The following is a 21,007-nucleotide window of genomic DNA, read 5'->3' on the forward strand; positions in this document are numbered from 1 at the left end:
CGGAGTCGGACACCATGCCCGTCCGCTCAGCGGATGCTGTTGTCGTGCGCGTGGCTGTTGCCGCCGGCGTGGCCGTCGCGGCTCGGAGCGGGCATCGACTTCTGCATCTGCACGAGGAACTCGACGTTGGACTGCGTCTCGCGCAGCTTGCCGAGCACGACCTCCAGCGCCTGCTGCGGGTCAAGGCCCGCGAGGGCACGACGCAGCTTCCACGTGATCTTCACCTCGTCAGAGGACAGCAGCATCTCTTCGCGACGCGTGCTCGACGCGTTGACGTCGACCGCCGGGAAGATGCGCTTGTCGGCGAGCTGGCGGCTGAGGCGCAGCTCGCTGTTGCCGGTGCCCTTGAACTCCTCGAAGATGACGTCGTCCATCTTGGACCCGGTCTCCACCAGCGCGGTCGCGAGGATCGTGAGCGATCCGCCGTTCTCGATGTTGCGCGCGGCGCCGAAGAAGCGCTTGGGCGGGTACAGCGCCGATGCATCCACGCCACCGCTGAGGACGCGCCCCGACGTGGGGGCGGTGATGTTGTACGCACGTCCGAGACGGGTGATCGAGTCGAGCAGCACGACGACGTCGCGACCGAGTTCCACGAGGCGCTTCGCGCGCTCGATGGCGAGCTCGGCGACCGTGGTGTGGTCCTCGGCGGGACGGTCGAACGTCGAGGCGATGACCTCACCCTTGACGGTGCGCTGCATGTCGGTGACCTCTTCGGGCCGCTCGTCCACGAGCACGACCATCAGGTGCACTTCGGGGTTGTTCGTCGCGATCGCGTCGGCGATCTGCTGCAGCACGATCGTCTTGCCCGCCTTCGGGGGCGCGACGATGAGGCCGCGCTGGCCCTTGCCGATGGGGGCGACGAGGTCGATGATGCGCTGCGTCAGCTTCTCGGGAGCCGTCTCCAGGCGCAGGCGCTCCTGGGGGTACAGCGGCGTCAGCTTGCCGAACTCCACGCGGGCGGCGGCGTCGTCGACGGACAGACCGTTGATCGAGTCGACCTTGACCAGGGCGTTGTACTTCTGGCGTCCGGACTGCTCGTTCTCACGCGGCTGCTTGATGGCGCCGACGACGGCGTCACCCTTGCGCAGGTGGTACTTCTTCACCTGGCCGAGCGAGACGTAGACGTCGCTCGTGCCCGGGAGGTACCCGGTCGTGCGGACGAACGCGTAGTTGTCGAGCACGTCGAGGATGCCGGCGATGGGGATGAGCACATCGTCATCACCGATCTCGGTCTCGAACTCGTCCGACGTGCCGCCCTGCGGGCGACGCTTGTTGCGCTGGCGACCGCGACCCGACCCCTGACCGGAGTCGTCGTCGGACTCGGCGGCCTGCGGCTTCTCGGCCTCGGCGGCGTTCTGGCCGCCCTGGGCGTTCTGACCGTTGGCTGCGGCGTCCTTGTTGCGGTTGCGGCTGCGGCTGCGCGAGCGGCTGCGGCCCCGCGACGGGGTCTCGCCCTCGCCCTGCTCGTCACCCTCGGTGCGGGCGGCGGCGTTGCGCGAATCTGCGGGCTGCTCGGTCTCGGCGGGCTTGTCGGCCTCAGCCGGCTTCTCAGCCTCGGCGGGCTTCTCGGCCTCGGCAGGCTTCTCGCCCTCGGCGACGGCCTCGGCGGCCTTCTCCGCTTCGGCGGCGGCCTTGCCGCGGCCACGGGGGGCGCGGCGGCCGGGGGCCTTCTTCTCCACCGGCGCATCGGCGACGGCGGCGTCGGCGGATGCCGGTGCCTCCGCGGCCTCGGCGGATGCCGGTGCCTCGGCGACAGCCTCAGCCGGCGCGGAGGCGTCGGCGGGCGTCTCGGCCGGTGACTCGACGGTCTCGGCCGCGGCTGCCGGCTCGGCCGGAGCTTCGACGATGTCGGAGCTCTTCGCCCGGCGCGGGGCGCGCTTGCGCGGCGCCTTTGCGGGTTTGTCGGCCACAGGCTCGGCGGCGGCCGCAGGCTCGGCGGGCGCCTCGGCGGCCCCGTCCTCGACGACGGCGACCGACTCGATGACCGCAGCGGTCTCGGCGTCGGCCGGCGCCTGCTCGGCCGGAGCGGCTTGCGCCCCGTCTGCCTCGGGGTCCGTCTGCTCGTCGGCCGCCGGTTCGTCGGCGGCGGGCGCCTCGGTCGGAGCGGCCGCGTCTGCGGCGGATGCTGTGGTGACGGCCTCGTCGACCGGCGCGTTCTCGCGCCCGGTCTCGCCGTCGGTGTGGATCTCGGAGATGGACTCCACGAGTTCTCCCTTTGCGTGTGATTGGTATGCCGAATCACGTTCGACCATCGCGCCCGGGTGCCCGTTCCCCTCGATGGGCTCCGGGGACCAGCGCAGCACGATCAGATCGGGATGGATGCGGCGGTTCGCAGAATTGCGACGGAGGCCAGATTCACGTGTTACGTGGCACCCTCCGTATGGTCCCTCACTGTACCACCCTTGACATCGACCGCGAGCATGAGCGGCTCCCACGGGGTGTCCGTCGCGGCGGCGGCGATGTCGGCGGCCACGAGGCGGCCTCCCGGGCCGTCCGCGAGCACGAGCACGCTGGGACCGGCGCCCGAGACGACGGCGGCGAAGCCCTCGGCGCGCAGCGCCCGCACGAGGCGGTCCGTCTCGGGCATGGCCTGCGCCCGGTAGGACTGGTGCAGCTTGTCTTCGGTCGCCGCCATCAGCAGCTCGGGACTCTGGGTGAGCGCCGCGATCAGCAGCGCCGAGCGCGAGACGTTGAACACGGCATCCTCGCGCGGCACCTGCAACGGCTGCAGGCTGCGCGCGAGTGCGGTGGACATCGTGAACCCGGGGACGAGCACGAGGGGGGCGACGCCGCGGTGCACGATGAGCTTCTTGTGCTGCGGTCCGGTCTCGTCGACCCACGCGATCGTGAGGCCGCCGAAGAGGGCAGGTGCGACGTTGTCGGGGTGGCCCTCGAGCTCGGTGGCCAGGCGCAGCAGGGTGTCGGGTCCGAGTTCGACGTCGCCGGCGAGCAGGCCCTTGGCGGCGAGGAGCCCGGCGACCACGGCCGCGCCGGACGAGCCCATGCCCCGACCGTGTGGGATGACGTTATGGGCGCGCAGGCGCACGCCCGGCATCCGTCGCCCGCACGCCTCGTAGGCGTACGCCATCGCGCGGATCACGAGATGCGAGCCGTCGCGGGGCACGTCGGCGGCGCCCTGCCCGGCCACCTCGATGTCGAACTCGCCCTCCGGCAGCGCCGAGACGGTCAGTTCGTCGTACACGCTGAGCGCGAGACCCAGGGTGTCGAACCCCGGCCCCAGGTTGGCGCTGGTGGCCGGCACCCGCACGGCGACGGTGCGCGGCTCGCCCGAAGCGGCAGCCGACGCACCGACCGAGACGGGTGGGTTCACGCGGTGGCCTCCGCGACAAGCCCCAGCACTGAGGCGACCTCGCTCGTGGCGGCGTCGACGACCGTCGGCTGCACGTCGGAGCCGTCGGCGGTGCGCAGCGCCCACTGCGGGTCCTTCAGGCCGTGGCCGGTGACGGTGAGCACGACGCGGGAGCCGGCCGGGACGATGCCCGCCTCGGCGCGGTCCAGCAGACCCGCCACGCTGATGGCCGATGCCGGCTCGACGAAGACACCGACGGTCGAAGCGAGCAGCTTCTGCGCCGCGAGGATGCGGTTGTCGTCGATCGCCCCGAACCAGCCGTCGGTGGCGTCGCGCGCCTCGAGGGCGAGCTCCCACGAGGCGGGGTTGCCGATGCGGATGGCGCTGGCGATGGTCTCGGGGTTGCGCACCACCTCGCCGCGCACGAGCGGCGCGGAGCCCTCAGCCTGGAAGCCGAACATGCGGGGCACCCGGGTGGCCGCCCCGCGGGCGGCCTCCTCGCGGTAGCCGCGGGAGTAGGCGGTGTAGTTGCCGGCGTTGCCGACGGGGATGAAGTGGAAGTCGGGGGCGTCGCCCAGCTGCGAGACGACCTCGTAGGCGGCGGTCTTCTGCCCCTCGATGCGGTCCGGGTTGACGGAGTTGACCAGGTGCACCGGGTAGTGGTCGGCCAGCTCACGGGCGATCTCGAGGCAGTCGTCGAAGTTGCCGCGGATCTGGATGAGGCGCCCGTTGTGCGCGACGGCCTGACTGAGCTTGCCCATCGCGATCTTGCCCTCGGGCACCAGCACGGCGGCGGTGATGCCGGCGTGCGCGGCGTAGGCGGCGGCCGAGGCGGACGTGTTGCCCGTCGAGGCGCAGATGACCGCCTTCGCACCGTGCTCGACGGCGCGCGAGAGCGCGACGGTCATGCCGCGGTCCTTGAACGAGCCGGTCGGGTTCATGCCCTCGTACTTGACCCAGACGTCGGCGCCGGTGCGCTGCGACAGCGCAGGGGCGGGGATGAGCGGGGTGCCGCCCTCGCCGAGGGTGACGACCGTCGACGTGTCGGTGACCCCGAGGCGGTCGGCGTATTCGCGGAGCACTCCGCGCCAGAGGTGAGCCATGTCAGTCTCCTTCCACACGCAGCACGGACACGACGCGTGCGACGACGTCGCTCGCGGCGAGACGGTCGACCGTCTCGCTCAGGTCCTGCTCACGTGCTGTGTGAGTTCCGATGACGAGACGGGCGACGCCGGTCCCGGGTGCTGCGCCGGGGGCGAGGTCGTCGCTCCCGGTGAGGATGTTCTGCTCGACGGTCGCGATCGAGACGCGGCCGTCGCTCAGGATGCCGGCGATGGTCGCCAGCACGCCCGGGAGGTCCTCGACCTCGAGGGTGATCTGGTAGCGCGTGGTCACCCGTCCGATCGCGACGACGGGCAGGTTCGCGCGGGTGGACTCCCCCACCCCGACGCCGCCGGCGATGTGACGGCGTGCGGCCGAGACGACGTCGCCGAGCACGGCGGACGCGGTCTGGATGCCGCCGGCGCCGGCGCCGTAGAACATGAGGTCCCCGGCGGCCTCGGCCTGCACGAACACCGCGTTGTTCGCGCCGTGCACGCTCGCCAGCGGGTGGGTGCGCGGCACCAGGGCGGGGTACACGCGCACCGAGATGGCCTCGCCCGTGGCCGACGCGTCGGTCTCGCCCGCCAGACGCTCGCACACCGCGAGCAGCTTGATGACGTAGCCGGCGTGCCGCGCGGCATCCATCATCGCCTTGTCGATGCCGAGGATGCCCTCGCGGTGCACCGCCTCGAGCGGAACGGCGGTGTGGAAGGCGAGGCTCGCGAGGATCGCGGCCTTCTGGGCGGCGTCGTAGCCCTCGACGTCGGCGGTGGGGTCGGCCTCGGCGTAGCCGAGCGCCTGCGCCTCGGCGAGCACGTCGTCGAACTCGGCCCCCTCGGCATCCATGCGGTCGAGGATGTAGTTGGTGGTGCCGTTGACGATGCCCATGATGCGGTGCACACGGTCGCCGGCGAGCGAGTCGCGCAGCGGCCGGATGATGGGGATGGCACCGGCGACGGCGGCCTCGTAGTAGACCGACGCGCCCACCTGGTCGGCGGTGTCGAAGATCTCCGCGCCGTGCGTGGCCAGCAGCGCCTTGTTGGCGGTCACGACGTCGGCACCGGACGTGATCGCCTGCAGGATGTGCGTGCGGGCGGGCTCGATGCCGCCGATGAGCTCGATGACGATGTCACTGCCGACGATGAGCGTCTCGGGGTCGGTCGTGAACAGCTCCCGCGGCAGGTCGACGTCGCGGGGTGCGTCGATGTCGCGCACCGCGATGCCCGCGAGCTCGAGCGTTGCACCGGCACGGTCGGCGAGCTCGTCTGCGTGCTCGAGCAGCAGCGACGCGACCTGCGACCCCACCGCGCCCGCTCCCAGCAGCGCGACGCGCAGTCGGCGGTATTCGGTCATGCGGTTCCCTCCGTCGGTGAGACCCCCGCATCGCGCGCGAGCAGGTCGTCGATGCTCTCGCCGCGCACGATGACGCGGGCAGAGCCGTCGGCGACCGCCACGACGGGCGGACGGGGGACGTAGTTGTAGTTGCTGGCCAGCGAGAAGCAGTACGCCCCCGTCGCCGGCACAGCCAGCAGGTCGCCCGGTGCGACGTCGCCGGGCAGGTACTCGGCGTCGACGACGATGTCGCCGGACTCGCAGTGCTTGCCGACGACCCGCGCCAGACGCGGCTCGGCCGGGCTCGTGCGCGAGGCCACGCGGGCGGAGTACTGCGCGCCGTAGAGGGCGGGCCGGGCGTTGTCGCTCATGCCGCCGTCGACGCTCACGTAGAGCCGCTGCAGGTCTTCGCTCGCCTGCACGGGCTTGACCGTGCCGACTTCGTAGAGGGTGACCCCCGCGGTGCCGACGATCGCGCGCCCCGGCTCGAACGCCACGATCGGCACCGGGATGCCGCGCGAGGCGCACTCGGATGCCACGGCGCCGACGATGCCGTCGGCGAGCTGCTCGATCGGGGTCGGGTCGTCGGCTGCGGTGTAGGCGATGCCGAAGCCGCCGCCGAGGTTGAGCACGGGCACGTCGCCGCCGGCGAGCAGCTGCGCGTGCACCTCGACCAGGCGCGCGGCGGACTCGCGGAAGCCCGCCGTGCCGAAGATCTGGGAGCCGATGTGGCAGTGCAGGCCGTCGAACCGCAGACTCGGCAGCTCCCGGATGCGCGCGACGACCTCGGCCGCACGATCGAGTGGGAAGCCGAACTTCTGGTCCTCGTGGGCCGTGGCGAGGAAGTCGTGGGTCTCGGCGTGCACGCCGCTGTTCACGCGCACCCGCACCGACTGCACGACGCCGCGTGCGGCGGCCGCCTCGGCGACGCGGGAGATCTCGATGTCGCTGTCGATGATGATCGATCCGACGCCCACCTCGACGGCGCGGGCGATCTCGGCGGCGCTCTTGTTGTTGCCGTGGAAGCCGATGCGCCCCGGCTGGGCGCCGCCGGCGAGGGCGACGGCGAGCTCTCCGGCCGAGGCGACGTCGACCGCGAGCCCTTCCGCCGTGACCCAGCGCACGACCTCGGTGGACAGGAACGCCTTGCCGGCGTAGTAGACGTGGGCGGCCGTGCCGTGGGCGGCGGCCGCACGGTCGAAGGCGGCGCGCGTGCGGCGGGCGCGGGCGCGCACCTCGGTCTCATCCAGCACGTACAGCGGGGTGCCGAAGCGCTCCTTCAGCTGCGTGACCGCAACCCCCGCCAGCTGCAGCACGCCGTCGTCGTCGCGCGTCGCCGACGCGGGCCACACACCCTCGACGAGCGCATTCGCGGCATCCGGCTTCACGAGCCAGTCGGGAACGGGCGGGCGGGCGGGCGAGGCGGACACGAGCAGACCAATCGGGTGGGGGTTGCGGGGAAGCCGTTCCTGGCGGAACGGCGGCCGGGCACCGGGCGGATCATTCACGCGCCGACGTTGCAAGCAGTCTAGGGCACCTCCCCCACGCCGGCCGTGTGTGTGTCGCGGGGTGGCAGGGCGGCTCAGGAGCAGGTGCCGTCGGCGCGCAGGGCCGGGTCGATGAGGATGTCGTCGGCGATGTCGAACCCGGCCTGCAACTCGTCGCCGGACACCCCCGCATCGGTGAGCACGAGGCCCGCGGGCAGGCGTTCGGCGATGCACACCGGCCAGTCGCGCAGCACGGCGTTGGAGACGATGCCGAACTGGCGGCGCAGCTCGTCTGCGGTGATGTCGGAGCCTGCGACCTGGATGGCGGCGGGGGTGAGCACGAGCTGCCCGTCGGCGGCGCTCGGGGTCAGCGACAGGCCGATGGGCACGGCCGCACCGAACAGGTTCAGCTCCACCGACGCGGTGATGTCGGGCGCCTCGATGCCGAGGGACTCGATCGGGAAGTCCTCCACGGCCGACATCAGCCGCTGCAGCTGAGCTTGGTCGAGCGTCACGGTGGCGCGTCCGCCGCTGATCGGCCCCTCGCCGTCGACGGGCACATCGTGCGCCTCGACGACGATGTCACCGGCGAACGAGTCGAGCTCGACGTCGTCGGCGGCGATGCGGATGCCGGTGAGCGTGCCGCCGATGAGCTGCGGGATCACCGCGCCTTCGAGATCGACGTCGATCGGCTGATCGGCGGGCAGCTGGAGGGTCGTGATGATCTTGTCGCGCACAACCTGGGTGACGATCCCGCGGGCGATCGCCTCGGCGGCGAACCAGGCGACGACGGCGAGCACGATCACGACGACCGCCGCGATGAGCCAGGGCCAGAGCCGCCGGCGGGGCCGCGGCACAGCCTCGGGCTGCGACAGCACCCACTGCGCGGCCGGGTCGGGCAACGGCTGGGTGGGCTGCGTGTCGCCGCTCATGTCACATCCGTTCGGGTGCGCTCACACCGAGCAGGGTCAGGCCGTTGCGCAGCACCTGGCCGGTGGCGTCGTTGAGCCACAGGCGGGTGCGGTGCAGGTCGGTGACCGACTCATCGCCCAGCGGGATGACGCGGCAGTTGTCGTACCAGCGGTGGTAGAGGCCGGCGAGCTCCTCGAGGTAGCGCGCGACGCGGTGCGGCTCGCGCACCTCGGCGGCGTACGCCACCGTGCGGGGGAACTCCTGCAGGGCGCCCAGCAGCGCCGATTCGGTCTCGTGCACCAGCAGCTCGGGGGCGAACCCGGAGCGGTCCACGCCGGATGCCGCGGCGTTGCGGCCGACGTTGTGCGTGCGCGCGTGGGCGTACTGCACGTAGAAGACGGGGTTGTCGTTCGTGCGCTTCTGCAGCACGTCGAGGTCGACGTCGAGGTTGGAGTCGGTCGAGCTGCGCACCAGCGCGTAGCGCGCGGCATCCGTGCCGACGATCTCGACGAGGTCCTCGAGGGTGACGACGGTTCCCGCCCGCTTGGACATGCGCATGGGCTGGCCGTCTTTGACGAGGTTCACCATCTGGCCGATGAGCACCTGCAGGTTCACGCCCGGCTCGTCGCCGAAGGCGGCGCTCATCGCCATGAGCCGCTTGACGTAGCCGTGGTGGTCGGCGCCGAGCATGATGATGCAGCGGTTGAAGCCGCGCTCGCGCTTGTCGAGGTAGTAGGCGAGGTCGCCGGAGATGTAGGCGGGCTGGCCGTCGGACTTGATGACGACGCGGTCCTTGTCGTCGCCGAACTCGGTGGTGCGCAGCCACAGGGCACCGTCGGCCTCGTACATGTGACCGAGATCGGTGAGGCGCTTCACCGCGCGCTCGACGGCACCCGAGTCGTGCAGGTCGTTCTCGTGGAAGTACACGTCGAAGTCGACACCGAACGAGTGCAGGCTCGCCTTGATCTCGTCGAACATGAAGTTCACACCGAGGGCGCGGAAGGCCTCCTGCTTCTCGTCCGCGTCGAGCGCGTCGATGTCACCGTCGTACGCCAGCGCGACCCGGCGGGCGATGTCGTCGATGTAGCCGCCGCCGTAGCCGTCCTCCGGCGTCGGCCGGCCCTCGTGCGCCGCGATGAGGCTGCGCGCGAAGCGGTCGATCTGGGCGCCGTGGTCGTTGAAGTAGTACTCGCGCGTCACCGAGGCGCCCTGCGCCGCGAGGATGCGGGCGAGCGAGTCGCCCACGGCCGCCCAGCGCGTACCGCCGAGGTGGATGGGGCCGGTGGGGTTCGCCGACACGAACTCGAGGTTGATGATCTCGTCCGCGCGGGAATCGTTCGTGCCGAAGGCGGCACCGGCCTCGACGATGGTCTTCGCCAGGGCACCGGCGGCGGCGGCATCCAGACGGATGTTGATGAAGCCGGGACCGGCGACCTCGACCGAGGCGATACCGGGCACCTCGCCCAGCGCCGCGGCGATCTCGGCGGCGAACTCGCGGGGGTTCGCGCCGACCGTCTTGGCGAGCTTCATCGCGGCATTGGATGCCCAGTCGCCGTGGTCGCGGTTGCGGGGCCGGTCCAGCGGCAGATCGGCCGGAGTGAGTCCCTCGGTCGAGCCGGCGCGTCGCGCTTCGGCGAGCGGGCGGACGACATCGAGCAGCGCGGCGGAGAGGGCTTCAGGATCCATAACCCGTCAAGTCTACGGGCGGGGTGGCGCCGGGCCGCTCAGGCCAGTTGCAGCAACAGCGACGGATCCTCGTCAGCGTGGCCGGAGGCCGCGCCCGACGCGTCGGCGTCGAGGTCCCCGCCGGACACCGTCCAGGCATCCACGTACATGCGCGCAAGCCCCACGTTGCCGCCGTAATAGCTGAGGAAGGCGCAGTCGGCGGCATCCCGCCCGGAGGCGATGCGCACGAGCGAGCGTCGGTTGCTCAGGCGGGTCGCGTCGATGACGTACCAGGCGCCGTCGAGGTAGGCCTCGGCCACGGCGTGGAAGTCCATGGGCCGGAGGCCCGGCGCGTAGCAGGCGGTGTAGCGGGCCGGCACATCCATGGCGCGCAGCAGCGCGATCACGAGGTGCGCGTAGTCGCGGCACACGCCTTGACCGGAGGCGAGGGTGGTGACGGCCGAATCGGTGCCCTGACTGAAGCCCGGGGTGTACGCGGTGCTGGTGGCGACGAAGTCGTCGACGGCGGCGATGAGGTCGTGCCCCGAGAGCCCGCGGAACTGGCGCCGGGCCTGGGCGAACACTTCGTCGGACTGGCAGTAGCGGCTCGGACGCAGATACGTGATCGTCTCGAGCTCGTTCACCGGCATCGAGGGCGACGCGGCGTCGACGACGGCCTCGTAGCGCACCTCGAGCACGCCGGGCTCGCCCTGCAGCCGGTGCAGCCGGCTCCCGGTGGCATCCACGATCTCGGTCGCTGCGAGCACGCGGTCGCCCTGGCGGAAGGTCAGCTGCTCGTGCACGATCGGCGCGGTGCGCGCCGCCGCGATCTGGAGGATGAGGTCGATCGACGAGCTCAGTTCCAGGTCGAGTTCGGCGGTCACTTTGCGCTGCACCGAGCTATCCTCGCACGCTGTCAGAGCACCGGGCGTCGAGCTGCGAAGCCCGGTGCGCGCGCGGTGTTCGTCGTGTCGCTCGCGGTGATCTACCCTCGAAGCGTGATGCTGCGCACACGCACGCGAGCACGTCGCCCGACGTGGCCCCTGGTCGTGCTCGCAGCCGCCGTCGCCGCGATCTGCCTCTTCTCGATCTGGCGCCCCTGGCAGACCGCATCCGCACCCGCAGCCGGTGCGGTCGGGGCGGCCGCCGCGGTGGCTCCGGCACCCCTCGCGCTGCCGCCCGCACCCCGGGTGCTCGTGTTCGGCGACTCGTGGACGTACGGATCGGCGGCGACCGACCCGACCGACGGCTACGCGTACGTCATCGGCGAGCAGCTGGGCTGGGACGTCGTGGTGGCGGGGGTCCGCGGCAGCGGTTACCTCAAGCCGGGCCTGGACGGCGGCAGTTACGGCGAGCGCATCGCCGATCTCGACCCGACCCTTCACCCCGATCTCGTCATCGTGCAGGGCTCGATCAATGACCGCCGCCTCCCCGCCGACGGCTACCGCGAGGCGGTGACGGCCGCGTGGGACGACCTCGCCGCGCGTTATCCCGACGCGCGCATCGTGATCCTCGGCCCCGCCCCTCAGGTGCTTCCGGTCGAGGCGGCGACGGCCCGCATCGACGCAGACCTGCGCGAACTCGCCGGCAGCCGTGGCTGGTGGTACCTCTCCCCCGTCGCCGACGAGTGGATCACCGCCGAGGATTACCTCGAGGTCATCGACACGTCCGACGTGGGCAGGGACCATCCGTCCACCGCGGGACACGCCTTCCTCGCCTCCCGGCTCGCCGAGGCGATCGCCGGCATCTCGGCGACGACGGATGCCGCGGCGCCCCCCGCCGTCGCTCCGCTCGTGCCCTGACGCCACGAGTCACTAACCCAGCGACGTGCACCTGTAAACCCCGATGCACCCGCGCACGGCGCGTCGTAGCGTCGCAGGATGGACGCGAACTTCTCCCCCGCCCACGCCATCGTCACCGCCTCCGACTCCGGCATCGGTGCCGCGACGGCGGTCGCCCTCGCCGAGGCGGGCCTCGACGTCGGCATCACCTGGCACTCCGACGAACAGGGCGCACAGCACACCGCCGACGCGGTGCGCGCCCGCGGCGCCCGGGCCGTCGTGACGCGGTTCGACGCGACCGACCTCGAGGGCGCAGACGACGTACTCGAGGCGCTCGCGACGGAACTGGGCGGCGTGGACGTGTTCGTCAACAATGCCGGCGGCGGGGGCGGCATCCCGTTCTTGGACCTGTCGCTGGACCAGTGGCGCTCGACGGTCGCCCTCAACCTCGACGGCGCGTTCGTCGGAATGCAGTGGGCGGCCCGGCGCATGGCCGCCGCGGGGCGCGGCGGGCGCATCGTCGCCGTCACGAGCGTGCACGAGAGCCAGCCCCGGGTCGGGTCGGCGGCCTACGTCGCCGCCAAGCACGGCCTCGGAGGCCTCGTGAAGACGATGGCGCAGGAGCTCGGCGAGCGACAGATCACCGTCAACGCCGTCGCGCCGGGCGAGATCGCGACGCCGATCAACGACATGGACTCCGATGACGCCGCCCAGACCCACCGCCCCGGCATCCCGCTCGGGCGTCCCGGACGTCCCGAGGAGATCGCGGCGGTCGTCGCCTTCCTCGCCTCGCCCGCGGCCTCCTATGTCACGGGCGCCAGCTGGACCGTCGACGGCGGGATGCTGCAGATGGGACCGCAGGGCGGATCGCACCTCGACAGCGACCGGTGGCGCCGGGGGTGAGCGCAGGCGCGTAGTCTCATGAGGTGGGAAGACATCGAGTATGAAAATCGTCGCATCAGCGGACTGGCGTGACGCCGTCCCCTTCGAAACCCCGGTCGTGGTCGCCGACGTCGTCCCCGGCGACCCGGCGCACTGCGTGACCTGCGGCACCGAGACCGAGCCGCGCGAGCGCACCGAACTGTGGGCCGTCAAGCACCGGCATCCGAAGCACCACGGCGGTTTCGTGCGCTTCTACTGCGCCGAGCACCTGCCCGAGATCGAGCAGCCCCCGGCACCCGTCGCCGCGCCGGCGCGCAAGCCCCGGGCCGCATCCCGTGCGGCGCGCCCTGCCGTCCGCGCCGAGCGCACCCCTGCGGTGCGACGCGTCTCGTCGGTCGATGAGGCTCCCCGCGCGATGTGCCCGAACTGCTTCGTCGAGGTGTCGGCGCTGGGGCTGTGCGGCATGTGCGGCACGTCCATCGCGTAAAGAACGTGTATTGCTGCGGGCGTCCGGTGTCAACCGGTCGCCCGCATTCACGGGATCGGGCGAGAATCGCCCGATGACCGGACTTGCTGTGATCCTCCTCATCGTCGGAATCGTGCTGCTGCTGCTCGGCCTCTTCGTCGAAGCCGTGAAGTTCCTGCTGTGGGTGGGCGTCTTCATCATCGTCATCGCGATCATCGCCGGGCTCATGCGGTTCATCCGCCGGCAGACCTGAGTCGACCGCCCGCGGCTACGAGCCCACGCGGTTGACCGAGACCACCTCGATGTTGAGATCGTCGAACATCTCGAGCAGCCCCAACAGCATGGGCTGATCGACGACCGGACCGGTCACGCGGGTCGTGCCATCCGCGACGGGTTCGATGCGGTAGCCGTCCAGCGCCGCCACGAGGGGGGACCCGAGTCTGCCGCGGACGACGATCTCGACGGTGCGTGCGAGCATGACACGACCTCCTCGTCCCGCGGACGTCTTCGCCCGGTGAGCGTCATCGTGCGCGACGCACCTCGATGTCTCGTCACCTCTATGGGATGATTCTGCTGCCCGCACCGCCAGCCGATGCAGAGAGCTGCGATCGATGACGATTCCACGAGGGGTACCACCGCATTCCGTAGAGCGCCCGGAGTTGTGGGCGAGATTGGATACCGGGGCGAGCGCGCCGCTGACCCTCATCGTCGCCTCTGCCGGCTCGGGCAAGACCGTGCTGCTGACGCAGTGGGCGGCGTCGATCCACGACGCCGGGGTGGTGTGGCTGGACATGTCGTCGGCCGATGACGACGCCGTGGTGTTCGCCCGTCGCCTCCTCACCGAGCTGGCGGCGGCTGATGCGGCTCTGGCAGAGATCGATGCACCGCTGGACCACGCCGGCGGTGGGCTCGGCGCCGCGCTGCTCGAGGCTCTCAGCGCCGCGTTCGCCGAGATCAGCCGCCCACTCGTGGTGATCTTCGACGACCTGCACCAGGTGGGCAACTCGGAGCTCGTGACCGATCTGTGGCGACTGGTCGACATGCTGCCGCAGGGCGTGCACTTCGTCTTCTCGTCACGCGTGGACCTCAAGCTCGGATGGAGCCGCCACCGCCTCGAGCACGGTCTCGTGGAGCTGCGGCAGGCGGATCTCGCCTTCGACTCCGACACGACGGCGCGCGTGCTCGAGCAGATCAGCCGGATGCCGGTGGACACCGCCACCGCCGCGGCGGTCGTCTCGCGCACCGAGGGGTGGGCGGCAGGCGTGCAGCTCACCGGGCTGAGCCTGCGGTTCCGCACGCGCGGCGGAGACGTCGTCGACGCCCTCGCGGGCAGCGACCGCCTGGCCATCGACTACCTCAGCGAAGAGGTCCTCGACGCGCTGGAGCCCGCGCGGGCGCGGGCTCTGCTCGAGCTGTCGGTGCTCCCCGAGCTCTCTGCGGGACTGGTCGAGACGGTCGCGGGGGTGCACGACGGCGCCGCGTTCCTGGCCGCGCTCGAGTGCGAGTCGCTGTTCGTCGTGCCCGTCCCCGGGACGCTCGACCGCTACCACTTCCATCCCCTGTTCCGGGATCTGCTGCGCTATCGACTGCGCGAAGCGGATGCCGCAGCCGAAGAGCGCCTGCTGGTGACCGCCGCGCAGTGGCACCTCGCGCACGGCGACACGAACGCCGCGATCGAGTCGCTGCTGGCGGCGCGCCGATGGGAGGAGGCGATGGGGCACATCGTGACCCGCGGCCGAGAAGTCTACGAGCGCGGCACCACCGCCACCGTGGCACGGTGGCTCTCGCTCGTGCCGGACGGCATCCGGGCCATGCACCCGGATGCCAACGTGCTGTTCGGCATGCTCCAGGGGATGTCGGGACGAGTCGCGCTCGGCGAGGACGTGCTGCGGGCATCGCTCGATGACCCCGACATCTCGGCCGGTCTCGTTCTGACGATCCGGGCGTTCCTGTCGGCCGGGGTGCAGTTCCGGCCGCACCCCGAGGTGTACCTCGAGGAGGGGCGGCGGTTCTTCGCCGAAGCGGGACGCCACCGCGACGCGGTCATGCCGCACCTGCTGCACCTCACGTCGCTGCCGCTGCTGGAAGCGGTCGCGGCCGTGTCGAGCGGCCGTGCGCTGTTCCTGCAGGGCGACCTCGTCGGCGCCGATCTCGCCCTGTGCCAGGCGCTCGATCTGGAAGGCGCGCACTACGGCCCCTACCGCGTGCACACCCTCGGGAGCCTCGCCCTGTGCCGGGCGTGGTCGGGGCGCCTGCGCTCGGCCACGGCCCTGGCCGACGAAGGACTCGAGCTCGCCCGCGAGCTGAACCTCCTGCTGCATCCGTGCGCCGCCGACGCCTACCTCGCGCGAGCGCTCGTCGCCATCCAGCGGGGCGAACCGGATGCCGGTGCCGTGGCGCTGCACGAGGGCTACGCGCGCGCGGCGGCCAACCGGCGCGCGCAGCTGATGTGGGTCGCGCACGCGCTGTCGCGTCTGGTCGACCCGCAGAGCGTCGATTCCCTCATCGCCGCGCCCACGGGGATCGCCCCTCCGCTCGTGGAGGACATGCTCGTCGCGATCACGCGCCGGGCGGCGCGGGAGGCGGGGCATCCCACGCGTCCGACCCGCGGCCTGACGTGGTCGAGCGGCGTGTTCGAGGACATCGCCGGGCACCTCGCCGACGGCGACGTCGAGGCCGCACGCACACGCCTCGAAACCGCCGTCATCCGCGACGAATCCGCCCCCGCGACGGCGGTGGAGCTCAGCCTGCTGACCGCCTGGCTGGAATCGCGGCAGTCACGCGCGGCGAGCGCCCGAGAGCATCTCGAGCACGCCATCGAGGTCGCCGCCGCCGAGTCGCTGATCCACCCGTTCGTGCGCGCCGGTGCACACGTGATCGACCTGATCGAGGCTCTCCCCGGTGTGCCGCGGGGGTTCCGGCTGAGGATCCTCACACTGTCGCGCGCGCTCGGGCAGGGCTCACGCGAGGGGCTCCTCGAGCCGCTGACCCCGCGCGAACTCGATCTGCTGGCCTACCTGCCGAGCCGGCTCACCAACGCGGAGCTCGCCGCCCTGTGCTTCGTCTCGGTCAACACGGTGAAGACCCACATCGCCCACATCTACCGCAAGCTCGATGCGGCGGGGCGTGATGCCGCCATCGCGCGGGCCCGCGAACTCGGACTGCTGGTCGCACCCGATATCGCCCACCGGGGGTGACGATCCGGCGGCGGCCACTGCCTACGGTGCGGGCATGACGCCTTCTCCCCCAGACGACGCCGACGCCGCGGCATCCGACGCCGCCGGGTCCGAAACGACAGACGTCACGGCACCCGTCGGCCGCCCCGTCCGCCGAGCCATCTCGGCGCTGGTCGAACGCCCCCTGTCGGTCGCGTTCATCGCGACGCTCGGCGTGTTGGGCGGGCTGGTGCTGGGGTCGGCGATCGGCTCGATCACGACGATCATCGCCTCCATCGTGCTGGCGCTGTTCGTCGCGCTGGGGCTCGATCCGGTCGTGCGTCTGCTCGAGCAGCGCGGCCTGTCCCGCGGCGCGGGGATGGCGATCGTCTTCGGCGTCTTCGTGCTGCTGGTCGTCGCGGTCTCTGTCTTCGTGCTGCCGTCGGCCCTCGCCCAGGTCGGCCAGTTCGTGCGGGCGCTGCCCGGGGCCGTCGCCGATCTGCAGCAAGCGGACTGGTTCACCGCCCTTCCCGCCGACTTCCAGGCGGCGGCGACCACGATGATCGACGAGGTGGGGGCGGCCCTCACCGCACCCGAGACCCTCGCCCTCATCGGCGGCGGCGTGCTCGCCGCGGGCGTGGGGATCGTCAGCGCCGTGTCGGCGGGGTTCGTCGTGGTGGCGCTGACGCTGTACTTCCTCGCGGCGCTCAGCAGCATGAAGCAGGCCCTGTACGCGCTCGCCCCCGCCCGCAACCGCCCGAAGCTCACCGAACTCACCGAACGCGTCACGGCGTCGGTGGGCAGTTCGCTGCTCGGCGCGGTGACGCTGTCGGCACTCAACGCGTGCGTCGTGCTGCTCCTGCACCTGATCATCGGGTTGCCCTACCCCGCCCTCATGGCGATGATCGCGTTCGTCATCACGCTCGTGCCGATCTTCGGCTCGGTGGTCTTCCTCGTCGTCGGCACCCTGGTCGCGCTGCTGTCCGATGGGACGCAGGCGCTCATCTTCGGCGCCAGCTACCTGGTCTACGTGCAGCTGGAGGCCTACATCATCACGCCGCGCGTGCTCAACCGGGCGATCTCCATCCCGGCCGCGCTCGTACTGATCGCCGCGATGATCGGCGGCACGCTCATGGGGGTGCTGGGCGTGCTCGTGGCGCTGCCGGTGATGGCATCCATCCTGCTGATCCTGCGCGAGGTGGTGGTCCCGACGCAGAACCTCAAGGTGTGAGCGCAGCCGGAATCACCCCGAACGGATGACGCCTGCGGCGACCCCGCTTGTATGGTCGGCGCGAGGAGAGGGAGAGAACCATGGCTGCTGACCTGGACACCGCCGCCGCGCTGCAGGCACGGGTGGACGCCCTCGAGGCGGAGAACGCACGCCTCGCCGCGACGGCCGTCGAGACCCCCGACCGTGCGCGAAACCACCCGGGGCGCTGGCGCCCCGTGGTCTCGGCGCTGTGCATCATCATCGCCACGATCCTCGTGCCCCTCTCGATCGTCACCGCGTGGGCCCGCGTCGAACTGGTGGACACCGACCGGTTCGTCGCGACGATGGGTCCGATCATCGACGATCCCGCCGTGCAGGCGGTGATCGTCGACCGCACGACGGCGGCGATCGAGGAGCAGCTGAACCTCGAACAGGTCACCGACGACCTGTTCGACGGCATCGCGCAGCTGGGGCTCCCGCCGCGGGCGGCGGCTGCACTGGAGCTGCTGCGCGCGCCCGCAGCCCAGGGCGCGCAGAGCGTCATCGATCAGACCGTCACCCGGCTCGTCGGATCGGAGGCCTTCGCCGACATCTGGGAGCGGGCGCTGAGCGCGAGTCACCGCACGATGGTCGCCGTGGCCGAGGGCGACCGCGACGGCGCGGTGAGCATCGACGACGCGGGGGTGGTCGGGATCGAACTCGGGCCGATCATCGCGGAGGTCAAGACACGCCTCATCGATCGGGGCGTGGGGGCCGCCGCGGCGATCCCCGAAGTGGACCGCACGATCGTCGTCGGGCAGGTGGACCAGGTGGCGACGCTACGCGTCGCCTATCCCGCGGCGGTGGCGGCCGGGGTGTGGCTGCCGATCGTCACCCTCGCCCTGTTCATCGCCGGCATCCTCATCGCGCGCCGTCGGACGACCGCCCTCCTCGGCGCCGGGGTGGGGCTGATCGTCGGCAGCGCAACGCTGGCACTGGCGCTGGCGATCGGCCCGCTCGTGCTCGGCGTCGTCGCCGCCGATCAGCAGCTGCCCGGCACCGCGATGACGGCCATCTACACGCAGGTGGTGCAGAACATGAGCCAGACGGCCGTGGTGGGCATCGTGCTCGGGATCGTGCTGGCGGTGCTCGCCTGGTCGCAGGGGCGGTGGCAGCCGGCGGTCGCGCTGAGACGCTCGGTCGGCTCGGCCAACGACGCGGTCCGCTCCTCGCTCGCGTCCCGCGGGTTCGACACCGGTGGGTTCGGACGATGGATGCAGCGCTACCGCGTGCTCGTGCGTACGGCGATCTGCGCACTGGGCATCGTGTGGCTGTGGCTGCTGCGCCCACTCGGGGTCGGCGAGATCGCCGGCGTGCTCGTGGTGGGGCTCGTGGCGTGGTGGCTCTGCGAGCTGCTGCGCACACCGCCCACCACGGCCCCGACCACCCGTCCGGCGGATCCGGCGGAAGCATCCGGGGAGGGTGAGGACGCGGTCATCGTCACTTCATAGCGTCGGAGCCGTCAGAGACCTGACGGCGACACCCAGGGAGATGGTGGTCGCTGATCGTGCTGACCATCGACATCCTCGTCATCTACGCCCTCACGGTGCACGGCCGGGAGCTGTCGCACGACCGCTGATCCGACGAGCAACGGCACAGCGGGAGGGCGCGTCCGAGAAACGCGCCCTCCCGCTGTGCACACGCCGAGAAGCGGGGGAACGGTGAAGCCCTACCGTCCCCCCGCTTTCCCGGGGCTCAGCCGAGGAGCTTCGCCTTCCCCGCGGCGAACTCCTCGTCCGACAGAACGCCCCGGTCGTGCAGTGCCGCCAGCTGGGTCAGCTGACCCAGCAGGTCGCCTCCCGGCGCGGCTGGCGCGGCCGGCGCGGCCGGCGCGGCCTGCTGCGCAGCAGGCGCGGCGTTCGCGACCGCCTGGGCGGCCGCGGCATCCATCGCCTGCTGCTGTTGCTGCGCCTGCCATGCCTGCGCCTCGGCCGCCTCCTGGTCATTGCGTTGCCGACGCGACGCCACCCCGCCCGACACCGCAGTGGCGGTTCCTGCGACGACCGCGGTACGCGCCGCCAGACCGATGAGTCCCGGCCGCCCTCGTCTTCCGAGCATGATCTCCCCCTTCTACCCCACGTGCTCCGACAGATACGCATTCACCAGCGGCGCGGGGACGCCGTACCGCCCGGTGACGAAACCGCCGGCGTCGTACAGCGCGGCGGCGAACGCCTTCGCCCACAGCAGCTCGATCACGAGGATCGCGGCAGAGGCGCCGGGCGGCAGATCCGCGGCCAGCGTCTCGATGTCCTCCTCGCCGGCGAACCCCGGCAGTGCCAGCGCGCTCGTGCCCGTCTCGTCGTCGTCGGTGTCGTCGATCTCGAGCACGGTCAGTTCGCCCGCCGGCGAGCGGGAGGCGAAGACGAGGTCGAGCAGATTCACCGTGCCCGACTCCACCAGATCGTCGATGGCCTCCAGCACTCCTGGGCCGGGCCTGTCGCCTTCGAAGCCGATGGCGTAGAACTCGACCGGCCCGTAGCGGAACGTGGTCATGCGTGCCTCCCGATGTGTCGCAACCCACACGCGGCTGCGGTGCGGTGCCGCCCGCGTGGTGATGCTCCGAGGCTCGCGGCGCGCGGCGCACCCGGCGTCATCCGCGGCGGGTGATTTGCACGCATCGCGCCGCGGTCGCCCTGCGGCAGCGGATCATTCGTCGAGGATCACGCCGCTCACAGGTGACGCCGCGGTCGGCGAGATCGCGCTGCGCCCCCAGGATCTGTCCGCCGCGCTCGGCCCGTTCCCGCAGCGCGAGGTCTGCGCGGTCGCGGCGGGCAGGCGCGGGGACGTGCTGGACGCGGCCGGGTGCGCTCCGTAGCGTCGGAGGCAGTACCGACGCAAGCCAAGGGGGATCCGTGGGCGACGACGAGGGCCGTGGCAGCCGGAAGGCATCGGGGCCTCCTGCCGCCCGCGCGACGGCCTGGGGCCCCGAGCCGTCGCACCTGGTGACCGAGGAGGGCGTGTACGGCGTCATCCTGGTGTCGGGCATGATCGTCGTCGCCGGCACCCAGTCGTTCGGGGCATGGGAGGTGTTCGCGACGGTCGTGACCACCGTGCTGGTTTTCTGGATGGCGCACATCTACGCCGGCACGGTCGCCCATCACGGCACCCACGACGGCCACGCGGTGGGACTGCGAGCCGCGATGCGCATCGCACTGGTGCGGTCCTCGGGGCTGCTGCTGGGAGCGCTGCTTCCGACGGCGGTGCTGCTGCTGGGCGCCGCCCGTGTCATCCCGGATCTCGCCGCGATGTGGGCGGCCCTGTGGGTGGGGGTCGCGGTGCTGGCTGTGATCGGCTTCGTGTCGTTCCGCAGTCGCGGGTCAAGCGTCGCCAAGAGCCTCATCGGCTCATTCGTCACGGCCGCCTTCGGCCTCGCGATGATCGCCCTGAAGACGACACTGCACTGACCCCGCGCGCGCCGACGACCCTCACCCGGTGAGACGAATGCGGGGCGCCGAGACGGCGGGTGAAACCCACCGTCTCGTCCACCGGCATTCGTCTCACGGATGGCGGGACGGGCCCGCGCTAATCCTCTGGCCGTGGGCACGCTGACTGGCGCGCCCGTCAGCGTCGCGGGCTGAGGGCGCGACGCCGCCTCATCCTCTCCATGAAGGCAGCCAGTCGGTACGTCTGCCGCAGCTCGCGAGCGTGACCGACGGCGTTACCGACG

At 71.7% G+C, this 21,007-nt stretch carries 19 protein-coding genes; 8 read left to right on the plus strand and 11 right to left on the minus strand.

All coding sequences use genetic code 11. The annotated features are described in order from the left end of the window. Window positions 1-26: 26 nt before the first annotated feature. From rho to H9651_RS05715, 8 genes are all read right to left on the minus strand, one after another. Window positions 27-2,204, minus strand: a complete 2,178-nt coding sequence (rho, locus tag H9651_RS05680) for a transcription termination factor Rho (RefSeq protein WP_318244775.1) — start codon at window positions 2,202-2,204, stop codon at window positions 27-29. Window positions 2,205-2,362: 158 nt separating this feature from the next. Beyond that, complete coding sequence (gene thrB / locus H9651_RS05685) at window positions 2,363-3,331, minus strand: homoserine kinase (protein ID WP_191718231.1); 969 nt, start codon at window positions 3,329-3,331, stop codon at window positions 2,363-2,365. After that, window positions 3,328-4,413 (minus strand): threonine synthase, encoded by a 1,086-nt coding sequence (gene thrC / locus H9651_RS05690; protein ID WP_191718233.1) that lies wholly within the window; start codon window positions 4,411-4,413, stop codon window positions 3,328-3,330. The genes thrB and thrC overlap by 4 nt, the downstream gene beginning before the upstream one ends. Window position 4,414: 1 nt before the next feature. Then, entirely contained in the window at window positions 4,415-5,764 is a 1,350-nt protein-coding gene (locus H9651_RS05695) for a homoserine dehydrogenase (protein ID WP_191718235.1), read from the minus strand. Next, window positions 5,761-7,173 (minus strand): diaminopimelate decarboxylase, encoded by a 1,413-nt coding sequence (gene lysA / locus H9651_RS05700; RefSeq protein WP_191718557.1) that lies wholly within the window; start codon window positions 7,171-7,173, stop codon window positions 5,761-5,763. Before lysA ends, H9651_RS05695 begins: the two co-directional genes overlap by 4 nt. 152 nt (window positions 7,174-7,325) lie before the next feature. After that, on the minus strand, window positions 7,326-8,162 hold the full coding sequence (locus tag H9651_RS05705) for an LmeA family phospholipid-binding protein (protein WP_191718237.1): 837 nt from the start codon (window positions 8,160-8,162) through the stop codon (window positions 7,326-7,328). 1 nt (window position 8,163) lies between these two features. Then, window positions 8,164-9,828, minus strand: a complete 1,665-nt coding sequence (gene argS, locus H9651_RS05710) for an arginine--tRNA ligase (protein ID WP_191718239.1) — start codon at window positions 9,826-9,828, stop codon at window positions 8,164-8,166. Between the two features lie 38 nt (window positions 9,829-9,866). Continuing rightward, complete coding sequence (locus H9651_RS05715) at window positions 9,867-10,703, minus strand: transglutaminase-like domain-containing protein (RefSeq protein WP_191718240.1); 837 nt, start codon at window positions 10,701-10,703, stop codon at window positions 9,867-9,869. 105 nt (window positions 10,704-10,808) lie between these two features. Here H9651_RS05715 and H9651_RS05720 point away from each other — a divergent pair, with 105 nt between their 5' ends. From H9651_RS05720 to H9651_RS05735, 4 genes are all read left to right on the plus strand, one after another. Next, a complete protein-coding gene (locus H9651_RS05720) occupies window positions 10,809-11,609 on the plus strand; it encodes an SGNH/GDSL hydrolase family protein (protein WP_191718558.1) in 801 nt (266 codons plus the stop codon). A 78-nt stretch (window positions 11,610-11,687) separates the two neighbouring features. Beyond that, window positions 11,688-12,491 carry an SDR family oxidoreductase gene (locus tag H9651_RS05725; RefSeq protein ID WP_191718242.1) on the plus strand — a complete coding sequence of 268 codons (804 nt, stop codon included), beginning with the start codon at window positions 11,688-11,690 and terminating at the stop codon, window positions 12,489-12,491. A gap of 40 nt (window positions 12,492-12,531) precedes the next feature. Beyond that, entirely contained in the window at window positions 12,532-12,957 is a 426-nt protein-coding gene (locus H9651_RS05730; RefSeq protein ID WP_191718244.1) for a glucose-6-phosphate dehydrogenase, read from the plus strand. A 73-nt stretch (window positions 12,958-13,030) separates the two neighbouring features. Next, window positions 13,031-13,189 (plus strand): hypothetical protein, encoded by a 159-nt coding sequence (locus tag H9651_RS05735; protein WP_191718245.1) that lies wholly within the window; start codon window positions 13,031-13,033, stop codon window positions 13,187-13,189. Window positions 13,190-13,204: 15 nt separating this feature from the next. Here the strand turns inward: H9651_RS05735 and H9651_RS05740 are convergent, their stop codons facing one another. Continuing rightward, the gene (locus tag H9651_RS05740) at window positions 13,205-13,414 is read right to left on the minus strand and encodes a hypothetical protein (RefSeq protein WP_191718247.1); all 210 of its coding nucleotides are present in this window, start codon (window positions 13,412-13,414) and stop codon (window positions 13,205-13,207) included. A gap of 193 nt (window positions 13,415-13,607) precedes the next feature. Between H9651_RS05740 and H9651_RS05745 the strand changes: the two genes are divergently transcribed. The 3 genes from H9651_RS05745 to H9651_RS05755 all read left to right on the plus strand — a co-directional run bounded on the left by H9651_RS05745 (window position 13,608) and on the right by H9651_RS05755 (window position 18,791). Beyond that, a complete protein-coding gene (locus H9651_RS05745) occupies window positions 13,608-16,133 on the plus strand; it encodes a LuxR C-terminal-related transcriptional regulator (RefSeq protein WP_191718249.1) in 2,526 nt (841 codons plus the stop codon). Between the two features lie 34 nt (window positions 16,134-16,167). Beyond that, entirely contained in the window at window positions 16,168-17,322 is a 1,155-nt protein-coding gene (locus H9651_RS05750) for an AI-2E family transporter (protein ID WP_191718251.1), read from the plus strand. 80 nt (window positions 17,323-17,402) lie between these two features. Next, entirely contained in the window at window positions 17,403-18,791 is a 1,389-nt protein-coding gene (locus H9651_RS05755) for a hypothetical protein (protein WP_191718253.1), read from the plus strand. A 244-nt stretch (window positions 18,792-19,035) separates the two neighbouring features. On the opposite strand, the gene H9651_RS05760 is transcribed toward H9651_RS05755, so the two are convergent. Continuing rightward, entirely contained in the window at window positions 19,036-19,398 is a 363-nt protein-coding gene (locus H9651_RS05760; RefSeq protein WP_191718255.1) for an SHOCT domain-containing protein, read from the minus strand. A gap of 12 nt (window positions 19,399-19,410) precedes the next feature. Further along, on the minus strand, window positions 19,411-19,833 hold the full coding sequence (locus H9651_RS05765; protein WP_191718257.1) for a DUF6325 family protein: 423 nt from the start codon (window positions 19,831-19,833) through the stop codon (window positions 19,411-19,413). A gap of 359 nt (window positions 19,834-20,192) precedes the next feature. Here H9651_RS05765 and H9651_RS05770 point away from each other — a divergent pair, with 359 nt between their 5' ends. Next, window positions 20,193-20,744, plus strand: a complete 552-nt coding sequence (locus H9651_RS05770) for a hypothetical protein (protein ID WP_191718259.1) — start codon at window positions 20,193-20,195, stop codon at window positions 20,742-20,744. The last annotated feature ends 263 nt before the right edge of the window (window positions 20,745-21,007 follow it).

The sequence above is a fragment of the Microbacterium pullorum genome (assembly GCF_014836535.1).
Lineage (GTDB): Bacteria > Actinomycetota > Actinomycetes > Actinomycetales > Microbacteriaceae > Microbacterium > Microbacterium pullorum.